Annotated in this window: 21 protein-coding genes and 1 pseudogene; 5 read left to right on the forward strand and 17 right to left on the reverse strand. The window is 67.6% G+C overall.

What is annotated here, in order from left to right; translation table 11 throughout:
• Window positions 1-23: 23 nt before the first annotated feature.
• Window positions 24-416 (reverse strand): DUF5318 family protein, encoded by a 393-nt coding sequence (locus Y710_RS10335; RefSeq protein ID WP_006896704.1) that lies wholly within the window; start codon window positions 414-416, stop codon window positions 24-26.
• 149 nt (window positions 417-565) lie between these two features.
• Between Y710_RS10335 and Y710_RS10340 the strand changes: the two genes are divergently transcribed.
• Entirely contained in the window at window positions 566-1,219 is a 654-nt protein-coding gene (locus Y710_RS10340) for a PadR family transcriptional regulator (protein ID WP_006896705.1), read from the forward strand.
• Window positions 1,212-2,306, forward strand: a complete 1,095-nt coding sequence (locus Y710_RS10345) for an inositol-3-phosphate synthase (protein WP_006896706.1) — start codon at window positions 1,212-1,214, stop codon at window positions 2,304-2,306. The genes Y710_RS10340 and Y710_RS10345 overlap by 8 nt, the downstream gene beginning before the upstream one ends.
• A 229-nt stretch (window positions 2,307-2,535) precedes the next feature.
• Here the strand turns inward: Y710_RS10345 and Y710_RS10350 are convergent, their stop codons facing one another.
• Genes Y710_RS10350 through Y710_RS10380 form a run of 7 tightly spaced genes read right to left on the reverse strand, consistent with a single transcriptional unit; the run spans window position 2,536 to window position 9,593 of the window.
• Entirely contained in the window at window positions 2,536-2,808 is a 273-nt protein-coding gene (locus Y710_RS10350; RefSeq protein WP_006896707.1) for a hypothetical protein, read from the reverse strand.
• Complete coding sequence (locus Y710_RS10355) at window positions 2,808-3,068, reverse strand: hypothetical protein (RefSeq protein WP_006896708.1); 261 nt, start codon at window positions 3,066-3,068, stop codon at window positions 2,808-2,810. Before Y710_RS10355 ends, Y710_RS10350 begins: the two co-directional genes overlap by 1 nt.
• 16 nt (window positions 3,069-3,084) lie before the next feature.
• Window positions 3,085-3,702 carry a hypothetical protein gene (locus Y710_RS10360; RefSeq protein WP_006896709.1) on the reverse strand — a complete coding sequence of 206 codons (618 nt, stop codon included), beginning with the start codon at window positions 3,700-3,702 and terminating at the stop codon, window positions 3,085-3,087.
• Entirely contained in the window at window positions 3,699-6,431 is a 2,733-nt protein-coding gene (locus Y710_RS10365) for an FtsK/SpoIIIE domain-containing protein (RefSeq protein WP_082781293.1), read from the reverse strand. Before Y710_RS10365 ends, Y710_RS10360 begins: the two co-directional genes overlap by 4 nt.
• On the reverse strand, window positions 6,424-6,903 hold the full coding sequence (gene grpE, locus Y710_RS10370; protein WP_006896711.1) for a nucleotide exchange factor GrpE: 480 nt from the start codon (window positions 6,901-6,903) through the stop codon (window positions 6,424-6,426). Before grpE ends, Y710_RS10365 begins: the two co-directional genes overlap by 8 nt.
• An 11-nt stretch (window positions 6,904-6,914) precedes the next feature.
• Window positions 6,915-8,435, reverse strand: a complete 1,521-nt coding sequence (locus tag Y710_RS10375; RefSeq protein WP_039867584.1) for an Hsp70 family protein — start codon at window positions 8,433-8,435, stop codon at window positions 6,915-6,917.
• Window positions 8,436-8,477: 42 nt separating this feature from the next.
• Window positions 8,478-9,593: a DnaJ domain-containing protein gene (locus Y710_RS10380; protein ID WP_006896713.1), complete on the reverse strand. Its 1,116-nt coding sequence runs from the start codon at window positions 9,591-9,593 to the stop codon at window positions 8,478-8,480.
• Between the two features lie 764 nt (window positions 9,594-10,357).
• On the opposite strand from Y710_RS10380, the gene Y710_RS10385 reads away from it, so the two are divergent.
• Window positions 10,358-11,413, forward strand: coding sequence for a DUF475 domain-containing protein (locus Y710_RS10385; protein ID WP_006896714.1), 1,056 nt, complete (start codon window positions 10,358-10,360; stop codon window positions 11,411-11,413).
• Window positions 11,400-12,671 carry a cation:proton antiporter gene (locus Y710_RS10390; protein ID WP_231875723.1) on the forward strand — a complete coding sequence of 424 codons (1,272 nt, stop codon included), beginning with the start codon at window positions 11,400-11,402 and terminating at the stop codon, window positions 12,669-12,671. The genes Y710_RS10385 and Y710_RS10390 overlap by 14 nt, the downstream gene beginning before the upstream one ends.
• A gap of 83 nt (window positions 12,672-12,754) precedes the next feature.
• On the opposite strand, the gene Y710_RS10395 is transcribed toward Y710_RS10390, so the two are convergent.
• The 7 genes from Y710_RS10395 to Y710_RS10425 form a co-directional block, all read right to left on the reverse strand.
• Window positions 12,755-13,381: a helix-turn-helix transcriptional regulator gene (locus Y710_RS10395; protein WP_082083935.1), complete on the reverse strand. Its 627-nt coding sequence runs from the start codon at window positions 13,379-13,381 to the stop codon at window positions 12,755-12,757.
• Between the two features lie 131 nt (window positions 13,382-13,512).
• A complete protein-coding gene (locus Y710_RS10400) occupies window positions 13,513-14,553 on the reverse strand; it encodes a hypothetical protein (RefSeq protein ID WP_062367475.1) in 1,041 nt (346 codons plus the stop codon).
• Window positions 14,553-15,758: a sensor histidine kinase gene (locus tag Y710_RS10405; protein WP_062367431.1), complete on the reverse strand. Its 1,206-nt coding sequence runs from the start codon at window positions 15,756-15,758 to the stop codon at window positions 14,553-14,555. Before Y710_RS10405 ends, Y710_RS10400 begins: the two co-directional genes overlap by 1 nt.
• The gene (locus tag Y710_RS10410) at window positions 15,755-16,402 is read right to left on the reverse strand and encodes a response regulator transcription factor (protein WP_006896719.1); all 648 of its coding nucleotides are present in this window, start codon (window positions 16,400-16,402) and stop codon (window positions 15,755-15,757) included. Before Y710_RS10410 ends, Y710_RS10405 begins: the two co-directional genes overlap by 4 nt.
• Window positions 16,403-16,407: 5 nt before the next feature.
• Window positions 16,408-17,823: an argininosuccinate synthase gene (gene argG, locus Y710_RS10415; protein ID WP_006896720.1), complete on the reverse strand. Its 1,416-nt coding sequence runs from the start codon at window positions 17,821-17,823 to the stop codon at window positions 16,408-16,410.
• A gap of 322 nt (window positions 17,824-18,145) precedes the next feature.
• Window positions 18,146-19,594, reverse strand: a complete 1,449-nt coding sequence (gndA, locus tag Y710_RS10420) for an NADP-dependent phosphogluconate dehydrogenase (protein ID WP_006896721.1) — start codon at window positions 19,592-19,594, stop codon at window positions 18,146-18,148.
• A gap of 171 nt (window positions 19,595-19,765) precedes the next feature.
• Window positions 19,766-21,067 carry a TrpB-like pyridoxal phosphate-dependent enzyme gene (locus Y710_RS10425; RefSeq protein ID WP_006896722.1) on the reverse strand — a complete coding sequence of 434 codons (1,302 nt, stop codon included), beginning with the start codon at window positions 21,065-21,067 and terminating at the stop codon, window positions 19,766-19,768.
• Window positions 21,068-21,103: 36 nt separating this feature from the next.
• Here Y710_RS10425 and Y710_RS10430 point away from each other — a divergent pair.
• Window positions 21,104-22,021: pseudogene (locus tag Y710_RS10430) on the forward strand (NADP-dependent oxidoreductase); the annotation flags it as partial.
• A 56-nt stretch (window positions 22,022-22,077) separates the two neighbouring features.
• Here the strand turns inward: Y710_RS10430 and dinB are convergent.
• Both dinB and Y710_RS10440 read right to left on the reverse strand, forming a co-directional pair.
• Window positions 22,078-23,289 carry a DNA polymerase IV gene (gene dinB, locus Y710_RS10435; protein ID WP_062367432.1) on the reverse strand — a complete coding sequence of 404 codons (1,212 nt, stop codon included), beginning with the start codon at window positions 23,287-23,289 and terminating at the stop codon, window positions 22,078-22,080.
• Between the two features lie 63 nt (window positions 23,290-23,352).
• A complete protein-coding gene (locus tag Y710_RS10440; protein WP_062367433.1) occupies window positions 23,353-23,979 on the reverse strand; it encodes a class I SAM-dependent methyltransferase in 627 nt (208 codons plus the stop codon).
• Window positions 23,980-24,054 lie beyond the last annotated feature (75 nt).

Genomic DNA, 24,054 nt, shown 5'->3' on the forward strand with positions numbered 1-24,054 from the left:
CGGCTGCGCCAACTCCGGTCACATCACTTGGCGACCCGGCGACGCCGTCGACCGGCGCCCTCGGGCAATCCGGCAACGTACGACTGCACGAGATAGTTCCACCGGCAGGTTCGGCAGACTTCGACGACGTGAACCGTGAAGGCGCCGGCGCTCCCGTCGAGGGCCTCGATCTCGCCCGCCGAACGAGCCGAGCCGTGGATGTGTCCGAGGTGCTCTCCGAACACCCAGGACACCACCGTGACCTGCTCTTTCCGGCACACGGGACAGACCTCGTCGGTCGGCTTTCCGTGGAACTTGGCCGCCCGCAAGAGGTAGGGGTCGGCGTCGCACACCTGGGACAGAGCCGTGCGGCCCGTCCGCACACGCGCTAGGCACTCGCGTCGCGCGAGTGCGTAGTCCACGATCTGCCGGTGCACGTTCCCAAGCCTAGACGCGAGCCCGCCACGACTGCCCTGTGATGCAGATCAAGCCGCTGCCGTACTCGCAACTTCACTGCGAGTTATATCGATGCGATACATTAGATGCTGCATCAAGGCGCGATAACGCATCGAAAGGGGGCCGAGTCATGCTCGAAATGGCGATTCTCGGCCTGCTGCTCGAATCGCCCATGCACGGGTACGAACTGCGCAAGCGGCTCACCGGGCTGCTCGGCGCGTTCCGCGCGTTCTCGTACGGCTCGCTGTATCCGACCCTGCGCCGCATGCAGGCCGACGGGCTGATCGCCGAAGACGAGCCCGAGACCTCCACGGGAACCAAGGTCCGCCGGGCACGCCGCGTCTACCGGCTCACTCCGGCGGGCGAGTCGCGCTTCACCGAGTTGGTCGCGGACACCGGCCCGCAGAACTACACCGACGACGGCTTCGGTGTGCACCTGGCCTTCTTCAGCAGGACGCCCGCGGTGGCTCGCATGCGCATCCTCGAGGGCCGCCGCAGGCAGGTCGAGGAACGCCGCGAGGGTCTGCGCGATCTGCTCGGCCGTGCGACGCGCTCGAACGATCACTACACGCGCCAGATGCACGAGCTCAGCCTGGAGACCTCCGAGCGCGAGGTCCAGTGGCTCAACAAATTGATCGCCGACGAGGCCTCCGGGTCTGTCGGCACCCCGGATTTTCGTTCCTCGTCGTCGGAGACGACGACGCAGGACGAAGTAGGAAAGAACTCGGCGGCACAGCATTCCGCCGTACCGCTGCAACAAGAAGGAGATCCCGACCATGGGTGAAACCAACAAAGTGCGCGTGGCCATCGTTGGCGTGGGTAACTGCGCCTCATCCTTGGTTCAGGGCGTTCAGTACTACCGCGACGCCGATGAGAACGCGACCGTCCCCGGTCTGATGCACGTCAAGTTCGGCGATTACCACGTCCGTGACGTCGAGTTCGTCGCCGCTTTCGACGTCGACGCCAAGAAGGTCGGCTTCGACCTCTCCGAGGCGATCGTCAACAGCGAGAACAACACCATCAAGATCGCCGACGTCCCGCCGTTGAACGTGACCGTCCAGCGCGGCCACACCCTCGACGGTCTCGGCAAGTACTACCGCGAGACCATCACCGAGGCCGACGGCGAAGGCGTCGACATCGTGAAGGCCCTCAAGGACAACGACGTCGACGTCCTGGTCAGCTACCTGCCGGTCGGTTCCGAGCAGGCCGACAAGTTCTACGCTCAGTGCGCCATCGACGCCGGCGTGGCCTTCGTCAACGCCCTGCCCGTGTTCATCGCCTCCGACCCCGAGTGGGCCGAGAAGTTCCGCGCCGCGGGCGTCCCGATCGTCGGCGACGACATCAAGAGCCAGGTCGGCGCGACCATCACCCACCGCGTCATGGCGAAGCTGTTCGAGGATCGCGGTGTGGAGCTCGACCGCACCTACCAGCTGAACGTCGGCGGCAACATGGACTTCAAGAACATGCTCGAGCGTGAGCGTCTGGAGTCGAAGAAGGTCAGCAAGACGCAGGCCGTCACCTCGATCCTCGACGGCCCGCTCGCCGGCAAGGTCTACGACAAGAACGTGCACATCGGCCCGTCGGACTACGTCCAGTGGCTCGACGACCGCAAGTGGGCCTACGTCCGTCTCGAGGGCCGTGCCTTCGGCGACGTGCCGCTGAACCTGGAGTACAAGCTCGAGGTCTGGGACTCCCCCAACTCGGCAGGCATCATCATCGACGCCGTCCGTGCCGCCAAGATCGCCAAGGACCGCGGCCTCGGCGGCCCGATCCTCCCGGCCTCGGCCTACCTGATGAAGAGCCCGCCCGAGCAGATCGCCGACGACAAGGCGCGCGCGCAGCTCGAGGCGTTCATCATCGGCGCCGAGTAGGACGTCGGTACTGACGAATCGAAGGCCCGGCACTCCCCCTCGGAGTGCCGGGCCTTCGTCGTCTTCCGGGCCGTCGGGTACTACGGTGACGGTGTTCGATTCCTTCCTCTGGGGTCTATGTGCGACCTGCGCGGACTTGTCCGGTCTGGACTGCGGCGATCGTGAAGGAGCGGACAGGATCCCGGATCCGCGGCGTGCGGAGATGGCTTCGCGACGTGAATCTCGCCCCTCAGTTCAGCGATTCGAGGTGCCGCGCAAACTCTTCGGCGGCCTTCTTGGTGTTGTGCAGGTTCACTGACAGCCTGTCGATGTCCTGGTTCGCCTGATCGAGCGCGTACGAGAGTTGTCCGATCGGCCCAGAACCGCCGCGGCCGAGGACCGCATGAACCTGTCTGATGTTGCGGTTCAGGGACTGCTTCAGACCGGCGGCCTGCCGATTCGCGTCCTCCGACTTCCGTGCCAGCTGTTTCACCTGGCGGGTGAGTTCCTCGTGTTTCGACATCAGAGCCTCCTGGCGATGTCTTCGGCCTGCCGCATCGCAGCGGCGATGCGCTGCTGCAATGCATCCAGGCTCACCGAACTGGCCTGCAGAGCATTGACCATCCGGTCGTCGGCCTTGGTCGAGGTCGAACCGGCGACCCTGCGGACCTCGCTCGACAGGTTCCGGACTTCCCCGTGCTGGCTGCGAATCAGCCGTTCTAACTGCTGCAACGTCGAAACCGCCTGCATGACCGCCTGTCGTTCAGCCTGTACTTCACTCATGAAGCCTCCATTGTCTCTAAAGAATCAGGACCAGCACGATGATGAGAACGATGAGCGTCCCGACCGCGCCCGCCACGATCGCACCCGTACGGCTCGGTGCCGGCGGTGCGGGCAGCGGATCGGTGGCCACCGGCTTCGCCACGCGGGTCGGCTCGTGCCGTCTGCGCTCGTCGACCGCACGTTCCCGTGCCTCGGCGAGCTTTCGCTCGCGCTCGGCCTGTTTCGCCGTGAGTTCTTCACGTCGCGCCGCCCGGTCGGCCTCGTCTCGCGCGATTCGCTTCTTCGCGCGCTCGTACCCCTCCACGACCGACGCGTGCTTCTGGAGGCGGCCGACGACGAGTTCGAGGTCGGCCAGCACCACGTGCGCGTGTCTGGCCTGCTGTGGAACGGCCGCGGCCGGCACCCGATCGAGCCCGATCGTCCGCGCCGCCGCATCCAGCTGCTCGGACAGTGCGTCGCGCCGCCCGTCGAGCCCGGCAAGGCACTGTTCGCGGTCTGCAGCCTCCACCGCCACGTTCCGTTCCCGTTCCTGGAAGAGGTGATCCGACCTCCGCCGCTCGTCGATCAGCTCTCCGTCGATCGCCGCGAGATCGTTCACCGCCCCCAGATACCGGTCCCATGCCGTGTCCGTCATATCGGGATGCTCACCTCCGTCTTCTCGATACCGTTCTGCGGCAACGCAGCCGGATCGAACGGAACCAACAGATCCTGCCGACCGCTGCTCCTGTCGACGACGACGACGCGCGGTCCGCTGAAGTCCATGCGCCCGGTGCCCGGCGCCAGCAGGTCGGTCTGCGATCCCGGTTCGGTCAGGACGATCGTCCGGAAGCCGTCGCGAAGTTCGCCCGCCGTCCTCGCGTCGTATGAGCTCATCGAGCGGAACCTGATCACGAAGAGCATGCCGCAGGCAATCGATCGCTTGATGAAGCGCTCCACCGCCTCGATCGGACGCGGGTATTCGTCTGAATCGACCAGCGACGCGATGTCGTCGGGGTCGTCGAGGATGATCACCCGCTCGATGCGGCTGCTCGGCACCGCCGTCCGCGCTGTCAGGGTACGCAGGAAGCTATCCGCCTCTTCCGCTGAGATCCGCTGGATTCCCGCTTCGTTCGCCCACGGACCGACGTCATCGAGCCCAACGCCCGAGCTGTCGATGACGGTCCACTGCGCGGAGGCGAGATCGGACGCGCGAATGGATGCGTGGATCGACGACAGCACCGCCCTGGTGCGGTCGAGGTCGTCGCCGATCACCGCGACGTTGCCGAGTCGGCCGCGCTTCAGCGAGAATCCCTGCGCGGTTCCACCGACGCTGATCGGGACTCCGACCGTGGCGATCTCTCGATCGTCAGCTGGGATCCACTCGGCGTAGGCGGAACTCACGAAGGTGCTGGGACGCCGGGGAGTGAAGCCATCCGCCATCGCCCGGCTGAACAGTTCCGTCTGCAGCCGGTCCAGGTAGGCGGGATCGGCCCACACCACCGAACCGATCCGATTGGCCGCCAGATGTCCGAGATCATCGTTGAACACCGCCTGACCACGCCCGTGCAGATCTCCCGCGGCGAGGTTCCCCGCACCGAGGATCGTCTCCGACTCGTGTTCGGTGTTCCGCAGCGAGATCCGGTTGTGGAACTGACCGAAGATGGCGTCACGCTTGAGCGCGAGCGCTTGAATACCAGACAGCGTCTGCGATGCGAGCACCAGGTGGACCCCGTAGGCGCGGCCCTTCCGAGCGAGGTGTTCGATCAGCTGCACCGCTCGTTGCGCGACATCGTCGTCCGGTTCGAAGAGCACCTGAAACTCGTCGGCCACCAACACCAGCCGCGGCATGTCCCGACCTGTCAGCGCCCGATAGTCCGCGAGCGAAGACGCGCCCGCCGACTTGAAAGCGTCCGCCCTGCGGTCGAACTCGGAGGCGAGATGCTCCAAAACCGCCACGCCGTACGCTCGATCGCTCTCCAGGCCGAGGGAGTCGACGTGCGGCAACCAGGTCTCGTCGCCGGTCGGTGCGAGCCGCGCGAACTCGACGCCCTCTTTGAAATCCAACAGGTGAAAACGAACGTCCCGCGGCGAGTACCGGCTCGCGAGACCATAGATCAAGCAGAGCAGCAGGTTCGACTTTCCCGTGCCGACGGCGCCGCCGATGAGCGCGTTCGGCGCGGGCGGATTCGCACTCCGGAGTTCCAGGCCGCCGAGTCCGCCGGGCATTCTCGCGAAGATGCCCGATAGCCCGTCGTCGCCGCGATCGGACCATCCGGCATCGATCTCGGCGAGGACCGCCTCCAAGGTCATCGTCCCCTGCGCCGCGGCCTCGATCGCTTCGGCCCTCGCGTGGATCAAGTTGTTCCGCGCCGCTGGGGTGGGCGACGGATCAGCCCGAACCGTCAATCCGGGCACGGCCGCGAACGAATCCGACCGGATCTCGCCGGCCGCGTCGACCCGGACCAGCCCGCGGTCGACGTCGACCTGTGCCCGATCACCCACGCGGATCGGGCCATCGACGTACCCCGGGCTCGCGATCAGCAGAAACACGCCGCGCCCGGCCGCCGATTCGACGATCCTATTGAGATCGTCAGCGGCGGTCTCGGTGACTCCGCTCGGTGCGTCGAGCAGGACCGCGAGTTCGAGACGCCCCGCCTGCGACAGCGGCAGGTCCCGATGATCGGCCGCACCCGCCGTGCTCATCGTCTCCGCAGCCCGGCCGATTCTGTCGATGAGCCCGGACAACAGCCTCCGCAACCCGTCCTCGGTCTGGATCGCGGGCGGGTACCCGATCGGATCGGTGTCGCGGAACAACGACGTGAAGCCGAGGATCCCACGGAGCCTGGGATCGAACACCGAGACCCGCAGGGACTCCGGCGGCGCCGACAGCGCCAGTCTGAGCACGGTGTCCGCGATCAACTGCTCGGCACCGCTGCCACCGACGACCCACCCCGAGACGCCGATCAACGGAAGAAGCGCCGGCGCACCACCCGGGAGGGTGCCGACCCGGACCGCCGACGGTACCGCCCGCGCCGGCTGCGGCACGCTCAGCGCCCGCGCAGCCCATCCGGCACCGGCCGCACCGGGCGCGAGTTCCTCGGCTGCGGCCCGCAGCGACGCCCCAACAGCCCGCGTCCGCCGCACGGCATCAGCCTGCAGCTTCGCCTCCGCCTCTTCCTTCTCGCGCCGGAGTCGCCGCCGCTGCGCCGCCAGCTCGTCGTCGAGCGTTGTCCGCGTGATCGACAGCGCGATGTCGATCTCCCCGAGGAGCCTGCCGGCTTCGGCTGTGAGGCCGCCGGCCTCGGCCATCGTCGCGGCCATCGCGTCGGTGAGGCGGCGACGAGCGTCCTGCTGATCGTCACGGCCGGTACCGCCACTAGTCATCCGCCGCGCCGTTCTGTCCAGGAGCCCTCGGTCCCGCGGCCACGACCACGCCCGCCGGGCGCAGCACGCGACCGTCCAGTTCGAAACCGCGGACGGTGCGTCCGGTGATAGCGCCTTCGGGGGCGTCGGCGACAACGACCGACTCGATGCGATGTCTCCGCGGGTCGACATCTCCGTCGACGCCGATCTGCTCGACCCCGAAGTCCTCCAGGATCTGGATCACCTCGTCTCGAACGGACTCTGCGAGCGGGTCCGCCTCACCGTCCCAGTTGTCGACACGGTCGATGACATTCATCAGCCGGGTGGCGACGGGCCGGAGCACTCGCCCTACCAGCAGGGTCTCGTCGAGCGCCGACTTGGCCCGCAGCTCCCCGAGCAACTCCTGGCCACGGTTGTCGTTGAGGAGCCGTCTCCGGAAGAGCTCCGTGAGGTCGTCGAGCCGCTTCGAGACATCGGCGAGCGTCTGATCCACCGGTTCTCCGATCATGTGAACTGCGCGGACGCGACCAACTCGCGCGCTTGCGCCATCCGCTTGGGATCCATCTCGCCGGGACGCTTCACTTCCATCTCGCCGAGGTTGATCCCTTCGGTCAGATCGATGACCTGGACGTGAATGATCCCGTCGATGTCCGCCGAGAAGATCACCCGCACGCCACTGCCCGCTGCACGGCCCGGCGGAACCTTCAGCATGCTCTCACCGAGACTCTTGACCTGCGCTTCAAGCACCCCGTCGACGTCATGCGACACGATCTGCAGCCTGATCTCCTGCTGATTCTCGACGGGTAGGCCGAAATCATGCTCCGCCTGAGCCGGAATGGACGTCTGCGGCGGGATCAACTGGGTGTAGGCAAGCTGTGAGGCGGCGTTGAGCGCCAGCACCCCGACACCTTGCGAGATGACATCCGAGAAGTCGATGCTGCCACCGGCCGGCATGTCCGGCGCCGCTCCGGCCCTGTCCGCCGACACCTTGTCGGCGACGATCGCCGCACCGAGCGCCACCGCCTGATCCGGGTGGACCGACTTGTCCGGAGTCTGACCGGTCAACCGTTCCACCAGATTCTGGACCATCGGCATACGAGTGGATCCGCCGACCAGAAGGACCTTGTCGATCGCCGAGTACGAGACCCCCGCCGTCTCGACCGATTCGTCGACCAGGAACTCCGTCGTCTTGAGCAGGAACGACGCCGCCGACTCGAACTCCTGCCGTGTCACCTGAACTTTCACGTTCTGACCCAGGGCCGAGATGAAGACGGTCGCCTTCTCCGCCTGCGACAACCGGCGCTTGGTGTCTTCGACGGCATCCATGACCTGCAGATACTGGTCGGTGGGAATCGGCTGACCGGTCTGCTCCTTGAACTTCTCGTTCACCACACCGAACAGGGCGTTGTTGAAGTCGAAACCACCGAGGTTGCGGTCGCCGAGCGAGGCCAGGACGGTGAAGTCATTGTTCTGGCAGCGCAGCACCGTGACGTCGAAAGTGCCGCCGCCGAGGTCGTAGACGAGGAGGGTTCCGGAGAATCCCGAACCGACTCCGAAGCTCAGAGCCGCTGCGGTCGGCTCGTTGATCAACTGCAGCACGGTGAGGCCGGCGATCTCCGCGGCCGTCCGCGTCGCGTTGCGGTGTTCATCCTCGAAGTACGCGGGCACCGTGATGACCACGTCGGTGATCTCCTCGCCCAGGACGTTCTCGGCGCTGGCGACCAACTTGGTGAGGATCAGAGCGGACAGGTCCTCCGCGCGGTACTCGTTGTCGTTGCTGTCCGGAACGAAGACGAAGTCGGTGTTGCCCATCTGGCGCTTTATGAGCGACGCCACATCGCCTTCCGCCTTCGCCCGCATGTTCTCAGCGCAGACGCCGAGGGAGACCTCCTCGCCGTCGAAGTACAGCACCGACGGCGTCGTGTAGTCGCCGTCGTCGTTCCGGATCACCTCCGGCGCCCCAGCCTCGATGGCTGCCACCGCGGAGTACGTCGTCCCGAGGTCGATTCCAACGGCTCTACCCATGTCCATGAACCTTTCGTCGCAGTCGGTACCCAGCCGGCCAGGTCAGCCGATGTATCCCTGCAGGTAGCCCTTGCGCAGGTCGTCACGGTCGTTGGCCTTGTATCGCGGCACCCAGCAGGTGAAGTAGATGCCCGCACCGGCCGCGACAGCGAGGAGCACACCGATCACCGTGAGGCCGATGATCGCGCCGATGACGATGCACAGGATCGGGGAGGCGAGGATCAGCGCCTTCTGACCCCATCCGTCGCCGGGGACGCTGAAGACCTGCTCCTCGCTGGTATCGAGGAAGCGGCTGATCTTGTCCAGTTCCTTCGCCATCTCCGGATCTCGGTTGTGCGCCATCGCCTCGGCGATCAACGGTCGCATCTGCTCGATCTCGGACTTCGACGTGATCATGTACTGACCGCGCCCGTTGTATCGCGGGATGCTCTCCGCCTTGAGTGCGAGGAGGGTTGCGTAGTAGTCGAAGACGATCTGCGCGCCCTGGAAGCGCTGCAGGTGCTGCCGGATGAAGTCGAGCGCATCGTCGAGCTGCCCGTTGTCGGACATGACGTTGGCGACCGCCACCATGTACTGCGGCGCGGAAGGATCCAGCTGCATCGACACTTGGTATGCGTTGATCGCATCCTGGAACTGCGCCAACTTCTCGAAGATCATGCCCAGCTGGAAGTGGTACTCCGGGTTGTTGGCCTCGATGGTGGTCGCCTGGCGTGCCTCGTACAGAGCGTCCTGAAGGTTTCCCAGACCGGCATTGGCGCGAGAGCGGAGACCCCACGACTCCGCGCTGTTGCCGATCGAGTGAGTGGCCTCGCGAGCCGAGTACGCCGCAGAGTGGTAATCGCCTCGGCCGAGCTCCTCCCGCGCCCGAGCCACCCAGTCCGTGCCCTCGCCCGCCGCCTGCTGCGTCTGCGGCTGCGCGACGCCGGCGGTCTGCAGTTCGCGGTCATAGGCCGCGCGGCGCTGCGGATCGAGCAGCGTGTCGCTGGCCTCACGAAGCCGCGCCATCCACGTCTCCGCCTCCTGCCGAGTACTGAGGTCCGGAGAGTTCGTCGCTTTGCGCCACAACCGCAGTTTCGATTTCAAAGCCGCATTGATGGTGTCATCGTCGGCATCGCGCGCGATCTCGAGCACGGCATAGAAGTCAACACTGACTGCCATCAGGAAATTCTCCTCAAATTCGAGATACGACTTCCGGTTCGCATGGAGAATCCGGTAAATCAGATACGCGGTCGATGGTATTCGGCCATCCCAGACCGTGTCAGTCGTCCATTGCGAGTAACCGTTTCTGGTGGACCGAACCGCGTGTCCCATTTCTGGGGTCAGACGTTCAATCCAACTGCCAGGCAAAATGGGCGGGTGTCGACCATTCGGTCGACACCCGCCCATTCTTCCGATTCGTCAGTTCCCCGCGCCGCAGTGCGGACAGTTCACCGTGACCCGGTTCCACGACCGCTTACCCCAGAAAGCTCGGCTGCAACTCCGGCATCTGTGCGGTTCCGTGAAATCGCCTGACCGCGACGATGATCCAGTCTCTGCCATGGTCGTCAGCTCTTGGACGCAACCGAACAGCGCGGCAAGTTCTTGCACTGATGCACGCTCCGGTCGTTCACATTAGCCTCTTTGCAGTATGCACAACTGCAGTTGCACTGAGCCATTCTCAATTCTCCTTCTTCGGTGTCAGACAAGCATATTTTGAAAGCTCGGAAGATTGCGTCGGCCAAAGCAATTAATTTCTTACCAGGCATGCCATCGCGTGTCCGAGCCCGATTGCTGGACTGAGTGCCGCAAGTTTCATGAGTGCCTCCTGACTCGAACTGTCAGTCAGTTCCCGTTTCCCCACGGCCTGGCCGGCTCGCCTCCGGGAAGCGCCAGCGACGCCTCGCCCGGGTACCGTTGCCTGTCATGAAGGTTGGGATCCCCGCGTGACGCTTCGCATCTTCGGGATGTCGTTCGTCGTCTCGATCGCGGCGCTGGTCGCCGCGTTCCTGTACGGCGGTTCGACGGCCGTACTGCTCACCCTGGTCCTGGGTGTGCTGGAGGTCTCGCTCTCCTTCGACAACGCCGTCATCAATGCCACGGTCCTGCAGCGGATGAGCGACTTCTGGCAGCGGATGTTCCTCACGATCGGTGTCATCATCGCCGTGTTCGGCATGCGCCTGGCCTTCCCGCTGGGGATCGTCTGGCTCACCGCGGGCCTCGACCCGGTCGACGCGCTTCACCTCGCGCTCAACCCGCCGACGGACGGCTCGCCGACCTACGAGAGCATCGTGACCGCGGCGCACCCGCAGATCGCCTCGTTCGGCGGGATGTTCCTCCTCATGCTGTTCCTCGGGTTCCTGTTCGAGGACAAGGAGCTCACCTGGCTGTCGTGGATCGAGCGGCCCCTGCTGCGCATCGGCCGGCTCCGCGAGGCACCGGTGGTGGTGGCGTTGACGATCTTGGTGCTGGCGGCCACGCTCGTCGCGCCGGATCACGATACGTCGACGGTGATGGTTGCCGGCGTCCTCGGCGTGATCACCTACATCGTGGTCAACGGGCTCGGCCGTCTCTTCCACATCGAGACCGAGTCGGGGGACGGCCCGACCGCACTCGCCAAGGCGACGGGGCGCGCGGGCTTCTTCCTGTTCCTCTATCTGGAGGTGCTGGACGCGTCGTTCTCGTTCGACGGCGTGATCGGGGCCTTCGCCATCACGGCGGACCCGATCATCATCGCTCTGGGTCTGGGCCTCATCGGCGCGATGTTCGTGCGGTCGCTGACGATCTACCTCGTTCACCGGGGAACCCTGTCTGAGTACGTCTTCCTCGAACACGGCGCCCACTGGGCGATCGGCGCGCTGGCGCTGCTTCTGCTGTACTCACTCGGCACCGAGGTCCCCGAGACGGTGACCGGTCTCATCGGCCTGGTGCTGATCCTCGCCTCCCTGGCGACCAGCATCGTGTACCGCCGACGGAACCACACCGAAGGTGTCCACATCTGAGACCACCGCAGACGCCGCACCGTCTCCCGCGCGTGTCACCGCGTTCTGGAATCAGCCGGTGAGCCCCACCGCGACCACCGTGCTCGTCGTTCCCCTCCTGGTCTTCGCAGCGCCGCTCCTGGCGAGATCCGTCTCTCGTTGGGCAGCGGTTCCGGTGGTCGTCTTCGAACTCGGCCTCGGCGTCGTGGCCGGGCCTGCCCTGCTGGGCTGGGTCGGTGAATCGGAGCTGTTCGGCCGGCTCTCCGACTTCGGTGTCAACCTGCTGTTCTTCATCGCGGGAACCGAGATCACCCGGTCGGCGGTTCGCGGACGCACGGCTCGGCGCGCCTGGCTCGGTTGGCTGATCAGTATCGCGGTCGGGATCGCGGCGGGCTTCGCTGTCTCACCCGGATTGGGCGCGGTGATCATCGGGATCAGTCTGGCGTCGACGGCTCTGGGAACCTTGCTGCCGATCCTCCGCGATTCCGGTGACCTCACCACTCCGTTCGGCGTCGCCGTCGGAGCGATCGGCGCCGCGGGCGAGTTCGGGCCGATCATCGCCATCTCGCTATTCCTCGGCGGCCGCTCGTTCGGTACGGCGAGCGTGGTGCTCTTGGTCTTCGGCGTCATCGCGGCGGCCGCCGTGATCCGGGCGCGCCGCACCTCTCATCGCCGCCTGCACGCCTTCGTCGAATCGACCCTGCACACGTCGGCGCAGTTCGCCGTCCGCACCGTGCTGGCCATTCTGGCCGTGATGATCTTCCTGACCGTCCAGCTCGGCATCGACATGCTGCTGGGCGCATTCACCGCGGGGATCGTCTGGAAGCTCCTCATCCGAGATGCCGACGAACAGATGCAGCGGTCGGTGGAGGCCAAGATCGACGCCGTCGCGTTCGGCTTCCTCGTCCCGATCTTCTTCGTCTACACGGGTGTGAAGTTCGATCTGCAGTCGCTGCTCGATCATCCGCTCGCCTTCGCCTGGATCCCCGTCGTCCTGGTGGCTCTGCTCCTGGTCCGCGGGCTGCCCTCGATGCTCGCCGCGCCGGAGGGCGCCGGCCGCCGCGAGCGGATCGCCACCGGGCTGTACGGCGCCACCGGCCTTCCGATCATCGCGGTCGCCACCGACATCGGTGTCCGCCAAGACGTCTTGACCGGCACGCAGGCAGCGGTCCTCGTCGGCGCCGGCGTGCTGTCGGTGCTCCTGTTCCCGCTCGCCGCGAGCGCACTGCGCCCGGGGTCGGTCGAGCGGGATCCGGCGGCGCCGGTGGTGGAGGAGTGAGGCGCCGCTAGTCTCGCCGGTGCCTGACGCCGCCGGCGGTCATCGAGCCCGTCGGCTCTTCACTCCAAGCCGAGGCCCGCCCCTCACGCCACCTCGATCGCGGACGTCGTCGGCTCCGATTCGGGAAGCACGCCGTCGAGCTGAATCCAGCCGTCGGCGACCATGCGCAATAACAGGTGGGTCTTGTTCGCCACCGGCAGCCCGGCGTCGTCGTACCTGGCCGAGACACGCCGGTAGTGAGTCCGGACGGTACTGGCGGCAACGAAATGCCGGGTCGCGGTCTCCTCGACGGTCGCACCCATCACATACGTGGTCAGGATCTCCCGTTCCCGCGCCGACATCGGAGTCCGGCCGGACGTCGGACCCAGCGTCCTGGTCAGCAGGAGGGTAAGACGGTGCTCGATGTCTGGGCCTTCGGTCACATGGTGAACGCCGGAGCAGATGTCGGCCTCCTCGACCGTACCGCCGACGACGATGACGCGTCCGGCCATTGAGCGGCCGAACCGACGAAGCGCGAGACGATCGCCGGCTCCGACCACCACGACGCGCGGCGCCCCCGCCAGGAGTCCGGCTGTGTCGACAGCGACCACCGGATACCCGAACCGATTCATCCACACCGCGAGCACTTCCCGCTGCCACGGATTCTCACTCCACACCCCGACCGACTGGCCTATCGCCGACTGCTCTGCCACTGCCCCGGAGCCCGTCATTCTCCTCGCCTCCCCGCCGATGTCCCGCCGTCATGTCTTCCTTCGGACGGTATGGCGAGATCGGCGCGCGAGAAAGACCCCAATTCCTCTGTCCTCCTAAGAGGCGACAGAGGTCAGGCCTGCTCCCGGGGTCAGTCGCTGCCGACCAGACGACCTTCGCCGTCGTACTCCTCGCGGACGACGACGTCGCCGGCGACCTGCAGAACAGTCGCCACGACGCGACGCCGCGGCGGCAGGATGCGAATCGTGACGGTCCCCGCACGAGCCGCGGCGAGCGCGGTGACGGCACCGCCGATCACCCGCTCGCGGACGTCATCGTCGGCACCGACGAGCCCGTGATCGTCGAGCAGGATCACCTCCACCCCTCGACGTCGTGCCTGCCGCGCCGCGTCGGCGACACTGCGGACATCGAATGTCGGCGCCCGCAGCGAATCACGCAACCGCGCCTCGACCAGGCTGCACTCATCGCGTTCGTCGGCCGAGAGCGGCGCCGCGTCGGCGAGCCGCGCGAGCAAGGGGCGCGCTTGGTCGTCGAGTCGGCCGAGTTGCCGGTCGCGTTCGTCGAGGACCGCGCGCCGCGCGGCCTCCGTAGCCGCGGCCTCGGTGCCGGCCCCCTGCATCAGAAAGATCTCGCGCGCCGCCGGCCGGATCGTGATGGCGAAGAATGACGACATCACAAGCGGCGCCAGGTTGATCAGCGAGATCGAGATCCCGTACCCGGCGCCTTCGCCGATGCGGACGGCCCACAGTGCGGTCGCGCCGATCGCCGCCAGCATCGAGACCCACGCGACGCCTGTGCGGCCGCGTACACAGAGGTAGGTGCACAGCGCCGTCGTCGCCGACAAAGGCCAGAAGGTCAGGATGCGCACCCCCGGATCGTCGACCACCAGCAGCACGGACACCGTGGCCACCGGGCCGGCGGCGGCGACGACTGCCGTCACCGACCGCCGTAACGGATCTCCCGGCACCTGGATCAGTGCGACTGCCGCAGCACTCGTCACCAACCACGCGCCGATCTCCGCCAGCCACCCCGCCACCCCGCTCCCTGCGGGGCGCGTCATCACGCCTACCAGCGCAAACGTTCCGATGAAGACCACCACGAGCGCCTTCGCGGCGACGGTCCGCAGACCCATCAGGTCACCGATATCGCCGCTGACCGGAAGTTGTCCCATCAGCGTGTCCATCCCAGTCGGACGGTGGTTCCGGCGCCGGGCGCCGACTCGATGGCGGTCGAACCTCCCGGGACCCGGTCCATCCGGGCCCGGATGCTGACCGCGATGCCGAGTCGATGGGCCGATACCGCATCCGGGTCGAAACCGACGCCGTCGTCGGTCGCCGCGATCCTGATCGAATCGGCGTCCACTCGGCCACGCACGGTGCACCGCGCATCGGCCCCGGCGTGTCGGCGACTGTTGCGCAGGGCTTCGGCCAGTGCCGCGCTCACCGCACGCACCGCCTCGCTCGGCAGCTCCGCCTGTGCGGCATCAGAATCGGCAGCGGGTGCGTCGACGGCGAACTCCGCCCTCGGGTCTGCCTCGGTAGTGGTCGCACGCAGGTGCACCACGGCGGCCTCGAGGCCGAACGGACGGTCGGTGGGCAGTCCCGAACGGATCTCGTCGAGTTCGGCGAGGGTGGCGGCCGCCAGCCGCGGCACGTGCTCCTGCGCCCCGCCCCGGGAGGCGGTCAGCAGGGTGGACATCACGCTGTCGTGAATCAGCGCGTCGAAGCGTTCGCGTTCGGTGTCGCGGGCCCGCTCGGCTGCGGCGGTCGCGGCCGCCGCATGGGCACGATCGGTGGTCTCGTCCAGAATCCTCCCGGTGCGCAGCGCCATCACGGCCGCACCGACGAATAAGCTGCAGAACATGATTGCGAAGGCGATCTCGGGAGCGAGCTGTCCCGGATCCACTTCGCCGCGGATCACGAAGTTGATGAGCTGCACGCAGACGCAGCCGAACACCATGTGCGCAAAGGCCGCCCAGGCCGGCCACGCCAGCACCGCGGCGATGCTGGCGAGCCCGGGAAACGCCGCCAGCCATACGCCGTCGCCGGCCGGGACGGTGGTGCCGTCCCAGGCGATCGGCCAGGTGAGGACCGCGACGAAGAAGCTGAGGGCGGCGACGGCCGCCGTCGCCCGCGTCCAGCGCGGCACGCCGATCAGAGCGGTCACTCCCAGCGTCAGGCCGGGGACGAAGACGATCGCGCACATCGCCGGCGTCCACCAGGAGCTCATCAGCGGTGCGAGCTGGAGGATCGCCGGCAACAGGAGGATCAAGTACCCCACGTAACCGACCGCCGCGAACAACGCGAACATCCGCCTGATCCGGTCCAGGTTGTCGTGCCGCCGCTCGGGAGCGGCGTATCTGACGGCGCCGCTCACTGGTCGCGCTCGGGGATCGGCAGCAGTCCGTCCTCGACGGCCCGCTGATAGAGATCCACCTTGGTGCCTGCGGGCCGACCGGCTGCGGCGTACTTCGCCCGGATCCGCGCGACGTAGTCGTTGACCGTCTCCGTCGACAACCCCAGCATGCGCCCCACCCGGTCGGCCTTCTCCCCCGAGGCGTACAGCGAGAGCACCTCCTGCTGCCGAGGACTCAGGCCGGTGGCATCGAGGTCGGGGTCGCCGTCGACGGCCGCCGCCCACTCGGTGGTGATGACCGGGTTGCCCTCCGCAGCCGTGGCGATCGCCTCGACGACCCGCTCCACCCGGGCGGATTTACGCACGATGCCGAGCACCCCCGCCTTCGCCGCCAGACGGACCAGGTACGGGTTCTCCGCACCGGTGTAGACAAGGACCGATAGACCCGCGTCGTGCAAGGCCTCGATGTTGGCCGTCGGCGACGACCCGTCGGCCAGCCGCAGATCCAGCAGCACCAGGTCCAGGCAGACCTGCTGCGCGAGCAGCCCTTCGACGGTGTCCGACGACGCCATCAGCGACAGGCCGACGTGGCCGTCGAGCATCGCCCGGACCCCCAGCACCATCGACTCGTGATCTTCGACGATCCCGATCCGTTTGGCGGCCATGAGCGCTAGTCGACGCCGGAATCGATCGCCGCGCGGTCGAGCGACTCGGATGCCGCGTCCTCCGGCTGGCCGCCGGCGATCGCCTGCGCACCGCCCGCGGACAGCTCGCCGACCAGGTCTGCGGTCGCGCCACCGACGATGCCGAGCTGCGCGTACTGCTCCAGGCGCGCACGCGAATCGGCGATGTCGAGGTTGCGCATGGTGAGCTGGCCGATGCGGTCGGACGGACCGAACGCGGCGTCGCCGACGCGCTCCATCGACAGCTTGTCCGGGTGGTACGAAAGGCCGGGTCCGGTGGTGTTGAGGAAGTGGTAGTCGTCGCCGCGGCGCAGTCGGACGGTCACCTCGCCGGTGATGGCCGAGCCCACCCAGCGCACCAGCGACTCACGCAGCATGAGCGCCTGCGAGTCCATCCACCGGCCCTCGTACATGAGGCGACCCAGGCGACGGCCCTCGTTGTGGTAGTTCGCGACCGTGTCCTCGTTGTGGATCGCGTTCACCAAACGCTCGTAGCCGATGTGCAGCAGTGCCATGCCCGGTGCCTCGTAGATACCGCGCGACTTGGCCTCGATGATGCGGTTCTCGATCTGATCCGAGACGCCCAGCCCGTGGCGGCCGCCGATCTCGTTGGCCTTCAGGACGAGAGCGACGGCGTCGTCGAAGACCTCGCCGTTGATGGCGACCGGGCGGCCCTGCTCGTATCGGATGGAGACGTCCTCGGTGGCGACCTCGACGTCGTCCCGCCATGCGGCGACGCCCATGATCGGCTCCACCACGTCGAGACCGTGGTCGAGGTGCTCGAGGGTCTTGGCCTCGTGGGTGGCGCCCCAGATGTTGGCGTCGGTGGAGTACGCCTTCTCCTGGGAGTCGCGGTACGGCAGATCGCGTTCGGTCAGCCACTGGCTCATCTCGTGGCGGCCGCCGAGCTCCTCCACGAACTGGGTGTCGAGCCACGGCTTGTAGATCCGCAGGTTCGGGTTCGCCATCAGTCCGTAGCGGTAGAACCGCTCGATGTCGTTGCCCTTGTAGGTGGAGCCGTCGCCCCAGATGTCGACGCCGTCCTCCTTCATGGCGCGGACCAGGAGCATTCCGGTCACCACGCGGCCGAGCGGCGTGGTGTTGAAGTACGTCTTGCCGGAGGTGCGGATGTGGAAGGCACCGCACTGCAGTGCGACGAGGCCCTCCTCCACGAGCGCGGCGCGGCAGTCCACCAGGCGCGAGATCTCCGCACCGTACTGACCCGCGCGGCCGGGCACCGAAGCGATGTCCGGCTCATCGGCCTGGCCGAGGTCGGCGGTGTAAGTGCAAGGGATAGCGCCCTTTTCGCGCATCCATGCAACGGCGACGGAGGTGTCCAGACCACCCGAGAACGCGATTCCGACGCGCTCTCCCTTCGGCAACGAGCTCAGCACTTTCGACATATGTCCAGCTTAAACAGTACTTCGGCCGCAGTCACAACCCGGTCCCCTCCGGTGGTCGAGGCAAGCGCAGCGATTCGAAAACCGCTAGAACGAGCTGGGATCGGCGCCCCGGGTGATCCGCCGGCAGGCGAAGCTGTCGCGATGACCTGTCCACCGTTGATGCGCAGGATCGCTTGTGGGCGGTCTGAGACAACGAACGGGATGTGGGCATAGCGCACCGGCAGCACGCATACCGAGACCGCTGTGCCAAGTTCAGGACGCAGACGGGCCTTCGAGGGAACATTGCCCTCGAAGGCCCGTCTAGTGACTGATCTTGGAAGCGCTACGCCTCGACCTCGCTGCGATCACCGCTCCAGAGCGTGTGGAACGAGCCGGGCTTGTCGACGCGCAGGTAGGTGTGCGCACCGAAGTAATCCCGCAGCCCCTGGGTCAGAGCGGCCGGCAGCCGCTCGGCCCGCAGCGCGTCGTAGTACGACAGCGACGACGCGAAGGCCGGCACCGGGACACCCATCGCAGTCGCGGTGACGATGACCCGCCGCCAGCTCTCCACCGAGTCCTCGACCGCGTCGCGGAAGTACGGAGCCAGCAGCAGCGCGGGAAGCTCCGGATTCTCGGCGTAGGCCTCCCGGATGCGGTCCAGGAACTTGGCCCGGATGATGCATCCTCCACGCCAGATGGTGGCGAGCTTGCCCGGATCCACGCTCCAGCCGTACTCGGCGCTTCCCGCCGCGATCTGGTCGAAGCCCTGCGAGTACGCCACGACCTTCGACGCGTACAGCGCCTTCCGGATGTCTTCGACGAAAGCCGCCTTGTCGGCCGGGGCCTGCGCGCCGGTGGTGCCCGCGACGAGCCCTCGCGCGCTCTCGCGCTGGGACGTCGAACTCGAGAGGGCGCGCGCGAAGACGGCTTCGGCGATGCCGGTGGTCGGGATGCCGAGGTCGAGTGCCGACTTCACCGTCCAGCGGCCGGTGCCCTTCTGGCCCGCGGCGTCGACGATCACGTCGACGAGCGGCTTGCCGGTCTCGGCGTCCACCTGCGACAGCACCTCGGCGGTGATCTCGATCAGGTAGCTGTCGAGGGTGCCGGTGTTCCATTCGCGGAACACGTCGGCGATCTCGGCGACCTCCATGCCGAGCACGTTGCGCATGAGGTCGTACGCCTCGCCGATGAGCTGCATGTCGGCGTACTCGATGCCGTTGTGCACCATCTTGACGAAGTGGCCCGAACCGTCGGGACCGATGTGCGTGCAGCACGGGACGCCGTCGACGTGCGCCGAGATCGATTCCAGCAGCGGACCGAGCGACTCGTACGACTCGGCGGGTCCGCCGGGCATGATCGAGGGACCGTTGAGAGCGCCCTCCTCGCCGCCGGAGATGCCCGCGCCGACGAAGTTCAGGTTCCGCGCGGCCATCGCCGCCTCGCGGCGGATCGTGTCGGTGTACAGCGAGTTACCACCGTCGATGATGATGTCGCCGGGCTCCATCAGGTTCGCGAGTTCTTCGATCACGGCGTCGGTCGGGTCGCCGGCCTTGACCATGATGAGGACGCGGCGCGGCCGCTCGAGCGCGCCGACGAACTCCTCCATGGTCTCCGTGCGGATGAAATCGCCCTCGTCGCCGTGCGCCTCGATGAGCGCATCGGTCTTCGCGATGCTGCGGTTGTGCAGCGCGACGGTGTGCCCGTGCCGCGCGAAGTTGCGGGCGATGTTGGAGCCCATCACCGCGAGCCCGGTGACGCCGATCTGCGCCAGACGCTGTCCTGTTTCGACCATGAAGTTCCTTCTCTGTCTCCCGGTCGCGCCGTGCGGCGACCCGGCAATTCCACCACTCTCAGTACTACCGTCCCGATTGTCTCAGCATTCGTCGAACCGCAGGAGTCGGGACGCGCACGGACCGCATCGGGCCCGCCCGTCCGGATCCGGAACCGGCGGGCCCGACAGCCGTCAGAAGGAGCCGTTCAAGAACTCCGCGTAGGCGGGCAGATCGAGCTGACCGTGCCCGGAGAGCCCGATCACGACGACCTCCTCCTTGTCGCTGTTCGCCACGTGCTCGGCGCACGCGGCGATGGCGTGGGTCGACTCCGGGGCGGGCACGATGCCCTGGGTGCGCGCAAACGTGATGCCCGCGCTGAAGGCGGCGCGCTGGTCGATCGCGACGCCCTCCACCAGACCCAGCTCCACCGTGTGGCTGAGCGCGGGCGCCATGCCGTGATAGCGCAGACCGCCGGCGTGGATGGGGTCCGGGACGAAGTCCATACCGAGCGTGTGCATCTTCAGCAGCGGCGTGAGGCCCGCGACGTCGCCGTGGTCGTAGCGGTACTCACCCTGAGTCAGAGACGGACAGGCCGACGGCTCGGCCGCGACGATCCGCGGATCGGAACGGCCGTGCAGCTTCTCGCGCAGGAACGGGAAGGACAGGCCCGCGAGGTTCGATCCGCCGCCCGCGCAACCGAAGACGACGTCGGCGCCGCCGGGCTCCACCGCGTTCAGCTGGTCGACGGCCTCGAGGCCGATCACGCTCTGGTGCAGCACGACGTGGTTCAGCACGCTGCCGAGCGCGTAGCGGGTGTCATCATTCGCGGCCGCCACCTCCACCGCCTCCGACACCGCCATGCCGAGGCTGCCGGTGGTGTCGGGGTCCTTCGCCAGCATCGCGCGTCCGGCCTCGGTGAGGTCGGAGGGACTCGGGTGCAGCGTGCCGCCGTAGGTGCGGATGAGAAAGCCCCGGTACGGCTTGGAGTCGTACGACGCCCGCACCTGCCACACCTCCACGTCGAGACCGAACTGCGCGCCCGCGAACGAGAGAGCGCTGCCCCACTGACCTGCGCCGGTCTCGGTGGTGAGCTTCTTGACCCCGTCGATGCTGTTGTAATACGCCTGCGCGACAGCCGAGTTCGTCTTGTGGCTGCCGACCGGGCTGACGCCCTCGTACTTGACGTAGATCCGCGCCTTCGTGTTCAGCGCCTCCTCGAATCTGCGGGCGCGGAACAGCGGCGACGGCCGCCACATCTGGTAGATCTCACGAACCGGCTCAGGGATCTCGATGTAGGCCTCGGTGGAGACCTCCTGGGCGATCAGACCGGCGGGGAAGAGCGCGGCCAGATCGTCGGGCCCGACCGGTTCCTTGGTTCCGGGGTGCAGGTGCGGCGGAATCGGCTCGTCGAGCTCCGCGGCGAGGTTGTACCAGTGGGTGGGCACGTCCACTGTGACCAGATCGGGGTTGGACGCGTCAACATTGCTTGTCATGCAGGTCACCATAATGTGCGCAGTAGGCTGCACGTCATGACGGGCATCAGGTGGGTGGCGGACGGCTTCGGCGGGCTCGACGACTTCCGGGCCGTCGCCTGCGAACCCGCAGCTCCCGGCCCCGGACAGCTCACCGTCCGCGTCACGGCCGCCGGAGTGAATCCCGCCGACCTCAAGCACACGCTCAGGGCCTCCGACCCCGCTCTCCTGCCGCTGCCGATCGGCTACGAGATCGCGGGGGTGGTGACCGCCATGGGACCGCGGACCCGCGCCGGGTCCGGGGCGGTGTCGGTGGGCGATCGCGTCGCGGCCTTCCGCGTGCACGGCGGCTACGCGTCGGCGATCACCATCCCCGCCGAGAAGGCCTTCGTCCTGGCGGATGCGGTGCCCGACGACCAGGCCGCGGGGCTGCTTCTCGCGGGGTGCACGGCGGCCGAGCTGCTGTCGCGGTCCGGTGCGGTGTCCGGCGAGACGGTGCTCCTGCACGGCGCCTCGGGCGCAGTCGGCGCCGTCTTCCTGCAATTGGCGCGTCGAGCCGGGGTCACCGTCGTCGGCACGGCCGGTCCCGGTCGGTCGGACGCGGTCGCACGGTTCGGCGGTATTCCGGTGACCTACGGTCCCGAACTGGCTCGGCGCGTCCGCGACGCCGCACCCGGTCCGGTGGTCGCAGCGCTCGACGCGGCCGGAGGCCCAGAGGCGACGGCCGCGTCACTGGAACTGGTGGCCGATCGCGATCGGATCCTCACCGTCGTCGACCGCGAAGCCGCGCGCGAGTACGGCTTCGACGCGCTCTCGGGCGCCGACCCCGCCAGCGCGGCGTTCCGGGACGGTGTGCGCGGCGAACTCCTCGATCTGCTCGCGGCCGGCGAGCTGACGGTGCCGATCGCGCGCACCTTCCCGCTCGATCGTGCGGTCGAGGCGCTGCGGCTGGTGGCCGCCGGGCACGCCGGCGGCAAAGTGGTCTTGATTCCGTTAACCCATCAGACCGTGACCCCCAGACCGGGGCGCCGTCAATCCGGCAGCATCGGGCTCTCGGGCAGATGTGGACGACCCACTAGCACTCCCCGCGTCACCGCACCCTTCCCGAATCTCGACCGCAGCGAGTCGATGGCCAGGTCGAGGTCGCCGGCGTGGTCGGCGCCGTCGAGCGGTAACGCGAGCTGAACGGCGCCGTGATCGGCGAGGTTGGTCAGCGACAGCCCGATCAGCGTGCAGCCGCGCTCACGAATCAGCGGCATCGCCTCGTCGAGCAGACCCCGCGCCACCGCGAGTACGATATCGGTGCGGTCGGTCGGTTCGGATAGCGTCCGCGACCGCGTCACTCGCTCGAAGTCGTGGAAGCGCAGACGCAGCACCACCGTTCGCACGAGCCGCTGCGCCGACCGGAGACGGCGGCCCAGGCCGTCGACGATCGCGACGAGTGTTGCTTCTATATCCGCCTCCGACCGCCACCGACGACCCAGCGCCCGTTGCGCCCCGATGGAACGTCTGCGTCTGCCTGTCTGAACGCACCGTGGATCGCGAGCCATCGACAGTGCGTACAGGTGCCTGCCCGGGCCGCGGCCCAGGAGCATCGACAGCCGTTCCTCGCCCAGCGAGGCGATCTGGCCCACGGTCTCGATCCCGGCGTCGGCCAGGCGTTGCTCGGCCTTGGCGCCCACGCCCCACAGCCGTCGCACGGGCAACGGGTGAAGGAAGTCGAGTTCGCCTCCCGCGGGGACCTCGAGCAGACCGTCCGGCTTCCCCACCGCGCTCGCCACCTTGGCCACGAACTTGGTGCTCGCGACCCCGACAGTGATGGGCAGGCCCACCTCGCGGCGCACCCGCTCCCGCAGCCGTGCCGCGAGCTGCACGGGCGATCCGGCGATCGCCTGCATGCCGCCGACGTCGAGGAAGGCCTCGTCCACGGAGATGCCCTCGACGAACGGCGAGAAGTCGGAGAAGATGGCGAAGACCGCGCGGCTGGCCTCGGTGTACGCCTCGAACCGAGGGCGCACCATCACCGCGCGAGGACAGAGCGCTCGGGCTTCACGGCCGGCCATCGGCGAGCGGACACCCATCGCCTTGGCCTCGTAGCTCGCCGCCACCACCACCCCGCCGCCGACCAGCACCGGACGGCCGCGCAGTGACGGGTCGTCACGCTGCTCCACCGACGCGTAGAAGGAGTCGAGGTCGGCGTGCAGGATCGATGCCTGCTTGCGTGTGCCCGCCTCCACTCTCATACCGCGAGGGTCTCACCGGGGTCCGACATCTCCCCGCCGCGGCACCACCGACCGACGAAAGGCTCAGACCCGGCGCATACGGAGGACCACATCCCGCACATGATGGCCGCCGCCCGCCGGGATGCCGCGGTCGCGCGCCTCGTCGGTCACCACTTCCCAGCCCTCGCCCAGCAGACGCACCATGTCGCGGGGCCAGAGGAACCCGTCCGGGCTCCGCCCGTGCGCGCGCATCCCCTCGGGGTCGTGCATCACCACGAGCAGCGTGCCGCCGGACCCCACGGCATCGGCGATCTTCTGCAGGACCGCGACGTCGTCGCTCGCGATGTGGAAATAGCTCAGGGCCACCAGGTCGTACGTGCGGTCGAACTGATCTGCGGTGACGTCGAACGGCAGCCAGGTGATTGTTTCACGTGAATCAGCCGCGGCCGCACGCTTGAGAGCCACGGTGGAGATGTCTGCTCCCACCACCGTCCAGCCGTGGTCGGCGAGCCACCGGGCGTCGGCGCCTTCGCCGCACCCGAGGTCGAATGCCGAACCGGCAGGCAGATCACCGACTTCCGCGATGAGCGCGGGGTTCACGTTGGTGGTCCACAGCCGGTCCGACGACTCGTAGAGTTCGTCCCACTCGGCCGCGGAGACGGGATGACGGGGAGCCTGCTGCTGATCGTGGTCGTGCTGATGTTCACTCACTCCTCGACGCTCCCACAATCACCTTTACGTTGGAGTACGTCCGGGGCGGTCGCCTCGGACGTTCGTCCGCGGTTC

The organism is Gordonia sp. QH-12 (assembly GCF_001578675.1).
Lineage (GTDB): Bacteria > Actinomycetota > Actinomycetes > Mycobacteriales > Mycobacteriaceae > Gordonia > Gordonia sihwensis.

What these genes read in the sequence shown, in the direction of transcription:
- Y710_RS10340 (WP_006896705.1), top strand. Translation starts at nt 566, where the DNA reads ATGCTCGAAATGGCGATTCTCGGCCTGCTGCTCGAATCGCCCATGCAC.
- Y710_RS10345 (WP_006896706.1), top strand. Translation starts at nt 1,212, where the DNA reads ATGGGTGAAACCAACAAAGTGCGCGTGGCCATCGTTGGCGTGGGTAAC.
- Y710_RS10350 (WP_006896707.1), bottom strand. Translation starts at nt 2,808, where the DNA reads ATGTCGAAACACGAGGAACTCACCCGCCAGGTGAAACAGCTGGCACGG.
- Y710_RS10355 (WP_006896708.1), bottom strand. Translation starts at nt 3,068, where the DNA reads ATGAGTGAAGTACAGGCTGAACGACAGGCGGTCATGCAGGCGGTTTCG.
- Y710_RS10360 (WP_006896709.1), bottom strand. Translation starts at nt 3,702, where the DNA reads ATGACGGACACGGCATGGGACCGGTATCTGGGGGCGGTGAACGATCTC.
- Y710_RS10365 (WP_082781293.1), bottom strand. Translation starts at nt 6,431, where the DNA reads ATGACTAGTGGCGGTACCGGCCGTGACGATCAGCAGGACGCTCGTCGC.
- Y710_RS10375 (WP_039867584.1), bottom strand. Translation starts at nt 8,435, where the DNA reads ATGGGTAGAGCCGTTGGAATCGACCTCGGGACGACGTACTCCGCGGTG.
- Y710_RS10380 (WP_006896713.1), bottom strand. Translation starts at nt 9,593, where the DNA reads ATGGCAGTCAGTGTTGACTTCTATGCCGTGCTCGAGATCGCGCGCGAT.
- Y710_RS10395 (WP_082083935.1), bottom strand. Translation starts at nt 13,381, where the DNA reads ATGACGGGCTCCGGGGCAGTGGCAGAGCAGTCGGCGATAGGCCAGTCG.
- Y710_RS10400 (WP_062367475.1), bottom strand. Translation starts at nt 14,553, where the DNA reads ATGGGACAACTTCCGGTCAGCGGCGATATCGGTGACCTGATGGGTCTG.
- Y710_RS10410 (WP_006896719.1), bottom strand. Translation starts at nt 16,402, where the DNA reads ATGGCCGCCAAACGGATCGGGATCGTCGAAGATCACGAGTCGATGGTG.
- argG (WP_006896720.1), bottom strand. Translation starts at nt 17,823, where the DNA reads ATGTCGAAAGTGCTGAGCTCGTTGCCGAAGGGAGAGCGCGTCGGAATC.
- gndA (WP_006896721.1), bottom strand. Translation starts at nt 19,594, where the DNA reads ATGGTCGAAACAGGACAGCGTCTGGCGCAGATCGGCGTCACCGGGCTC.
- Y710_RS10425 (WP_006896722.1), bottom strand. Translation starts at nt 21,067, where the DNA reads ATGACAAGCAATGTTGACGCGTCCAACCCCGATCTGGTCACAGTGGAC.
- dinB (WP_062367432.1), bottom strand. Translation starts at nt 23,289, where the DNA reads ATGAGAGTGGAGGCGGGCACACGCAAGCAGGCATCGATCCTGCACGCC.